The organism is bacterium (assembly GCA_021372775.1).
GTDB lineage: Bacteria > Acidobacteriota > Polarisedimenticolia > J045 > J045 > JAJFTU01.
Window position 1 is genome coordinate 1 of record JAJFTU010000391.1, and the last position, 2,923, is coordinate 2,923.

The 2,923-nt window shown below is 71.2% G+C and carries 4 protein-coding genes; all 4 read right to left on the minus strand.

The features are described 5' to 3' along the window. A partial coding sequence (locus LLG88_13025) for an ATP-binding protein (protein ID MCE5247829.1) occupies nucleotides 1–659 on the minus strand: 659 nt, incomplete at its 3' end. A gap of 153 nt (nucleotides 660–812) precedes the next feature. Next, nucleotides 813–1,481, minus strand: coding sequence for a GerMN domain-containing protein (locus tag LLG88_13030; GenBank protein ID MCE5247830.1), 669 nt, complete (start codon nucleotides 1,479–1,481; stop codon nucleotides 813–815). Then, on the minus strand, nucleotides 1,478–2,263 hold the full coding sequence (locus LLG88_13035; protein ID MCE5247831.1) for an N-acetylmuramoyl-L-alanine amidase: 786 nt from the start codon (nucleotides 2,261–2,263) through the stop codon (nucleotides 1,478–1,480). The genes LLG88_13030 and LLG88_13035 overlap by 4 nt, the downstream gene beginning before the upstream one ends. 210 nt (nucleotides 2,264–2,473) lie before the next feature. Next, nucleotides 2,474–2,923: phosphoenolpyruvate carboxykinase (GTP) (locus LLG88_13040; GenBank protein ID MCE5247832.1), on the minus strand; the 450-nt coding region annotated here is incomplete at its 5' end.

The window sequence follows — 2,923 nt, forward strand, 5'->3', positions numbered from 1 at the left end:
ATCTCGTCGAGGATGAGCAGGAATGGCTCGGCGGGCGTCCGCGCAGCCTTAGCCATGAATGCCAGGACATCGGGCACCTGCCATGGGCGCGAGCCGTTGCCGTCCCGGGAGAGAAGATCCTCGAAGCCGAGGATGGCCTCAGGCCCGGTCCAATCGGGGCGCACCGAAACCATCAACGAACGGCCCTCACCGAGCCATTCCCCGAGAGCCAGAGCGAGCCGGGACTTCCCAGAACCCGTGACGCCCGCGAGGACCACGAACCGCTTGGCCAGCAGCGCGGCCACAAATGCCCGAACGAGATCTGTCCGCCAGTTGTAGCCGGCTAGTTGCAGAGCGGTTTCGAAGCGGCTGGCAGACCCGCGCAACTTGCTGACATCCGCTGGTTTGCCAGCGCTGTCATGCCCGGAGAAAGGTGTTGCGGCTCCTCCGTCGGACGCCGCGACTCTCTGCAACTCTGGAAGAAGGAGGCGAGCAATCTCGGGACCGATCTGAATCGTCTGACTCGTCTTGCCCTTCTCCTGACGCTCGCCGGAGCCACGCGTGTCAATCTGAAGGTAGCGAATGCCGTCCTGCTCGAAGGTGAAATACGTTCCGCGGATGCCGCCGTGGCGCTTTTGACTGTCACGCGTCAGCCGGTCGAGTTCCGAGACGAAGGCCATGGCTCCCCCTGTTGTTCCACTGCGCCGAGAGAATCCGCGAAGTCGGACGCGAGCGGCACGCAGACGCTGCTACTTGAGATTCCGACGCCGCGCCGCGGATGTCAACGACACGGCATTGCGGAAAATGCGGCCTAAAGACATGGCTGGCGTTAGTTACTGCGCGCTCGTCTGGTCGGGCGTCGCGTCGGCGGAGGAGGGGAATTCGGCGCCGGTGTAGGTGCGCTTGAGGTCGACGTGGCCGGCGAGGCTTTCGCGGGGATGGCCGTCGAGGAGGAGGCCGACGCGCTTGATCTCGGGCATCGAGACGGTCAGGGAGCGGGAGAGGGCGCCGACGAGGGACAGCTCCTCGTCCGCGCCGACGCCGGCGACGGAGGCCGCGTCGAGGTCGATCCAGGCGACGCCGGCGGCGGTGACGTGCACGGCGCGGAGCTTGGGCGGCTTGCGCGTCGGCGTCAGCGCGTCCTTCGCGTCGGGGACGCCGCCGAGGACGAGCTGCGCGATCTGGCGCGCGCGGGCGCCGGGGGCGGGGAGGTCGTCGATCTCCGTCTCGAACGGGACGAGCGCGAACTCCTCGGTCGCGGCGCGCTGGAAGATCGTCGCCTTGCGGCGCGCCGGCGTGCCGGTCGTCGCGGGGGCGGCGGGCGATCCGGGCGCCGCCGCGGGGGCGGTCGGCGCGGCGGGGGCCGCGGCCTCGTCGAGCCCCGCGCCGAGCGACTGGCCTTCGCCGCGCATCACGAGATGGACGAGCGCGAAGCCCGCGGCGGCCGCAGTAAGCGCGAGGACGCCGGCCAGGAGCCAGCGTCCGGCGCCGGAGCGGCTCACTTGGTCCTCGCCGCGGTCTCGGCGCGGAACTGTTTGATCGCCGCCGCGACCGCCTCGGCCAGCTTCTTCCGATGCTCCTCGGAGGCGAGCTGCTTCGCCTCGTCCTTGTTGCTGATGAAGCCGAGCTCCACGAGCACCGCGGGGCAGGTCGCGCCGACGAGGACGCGGAACGGCGCCTGACGCACGCCGCGGTCGGCGAGCTTGAGCGTCTCGTTGAGGCGGTTCTGGATCGTCGCCGCCAGCCGCTCGCTCTCCTTGAGGTACTCGACCTGCGCCATGTCCCAGAGGATCAGCGAGAGGTCGCCGTCGTCCTTCGGCGCGGCCGAGGCGGCGCCGGCGGCGTCGTTCTCCAGCGCGGCGGTCGTGCGCGCGGCGTCGTCGGTGGACTCGCGCGCGAGGAAGTAGGTTTCGGCGCCGTGCGCCGCGGCGAAGCGCGAGGCGTTGACGTGGACGGAGACGAAGAGGTCGGCGCGGAGCGTGTTGGCCAGCGCGGCGCGCGCGTCGAGCGGCACGTCCACGTCCGCTTCGCGCGCGAGGACGACTTCGAAGCCGTCGGCCCGCAGCAGGTCGGCGAGCCGCTTCGAGACGTCGAGCGTGAGGTCCTTCTCGAGCAGGCCGTCCGGCCCTTCGGCGCCCTTCTCCGAGCCGCCGTGGCCCGGATCGATCACGACCTTCTTGATCGCGGCGCGCGGGGCCTGGGCGAGGGCGGCGGGGGCGAGGAACGCGGCCGCGGCGAGCGCGGCGGCGGCGACGGCGAGCGTCCGGCGAAGCGGGTTCTCCATGCGGTCATTGTAAGGGACGCGCCCCGTCCCGCGCAGCGCCGGCCCCCGGCCGCCGCGGCGCCGCGCGCCCGCCGCGCGGTTGCGGCGCCGCCCTCGCCGCGCCTCCCGGCGACCTCGCGGCCGGCGACGGTCCGCCGCCCTCGCCGCGCCGAAAAGAAACGGGCCGGCGCGAGGCCGGCCCGTTCGATCGTGCGAAAGCCGCGGCGTCGGTTACTTCGCGGCGCTCTGCAGACGCTCCTCGAGGCGGGCGATTTCCTGCTTCAGGCCGGCCGGGAGGTTCTCGCCGAACTTGGCGAAGTGCTCCTTGATCTTCGGCACCTCGTCGAGCCACGCCGGCACGTCCACCGTGAGCAGCTTCTTCAGCGTCGCCGGCGCGATGTCGAGCCCGGTCGTGTCGAGGTCTTCGGCGCGCGGCAGGCGGCCGATCGGCGTGTCCACGGCCTCGGCCTTGCCCGAGACGCGCTGGAAGATCCACTTCAGCACGCGGCTGTTCTCGCCGTAGCCCGGCCACATGAACGAGCCGTCGTCCTGGCGGAACCAGTTGACGTAGTAGATGCGCGGCAGCTTGGCGGCGTCGTGCGCGGCGCCGACCTTCAGCCAGTGGCCGAAGTAGTCGCCCATGTGGTAGCCGCAGAACGGCAGCATGGCCATCGGGTCGAA

Bases quoted from the DNA above. Each gene is read 5' to 3' on its own strand.
- LLG88_13035 (MCE5247831.1), bottom strand. From the start codon at position 2,263: ATGGAGAACCCGCTTCGCCGGACGCTCGCCGTCGCCGCCGCCGCGCTC.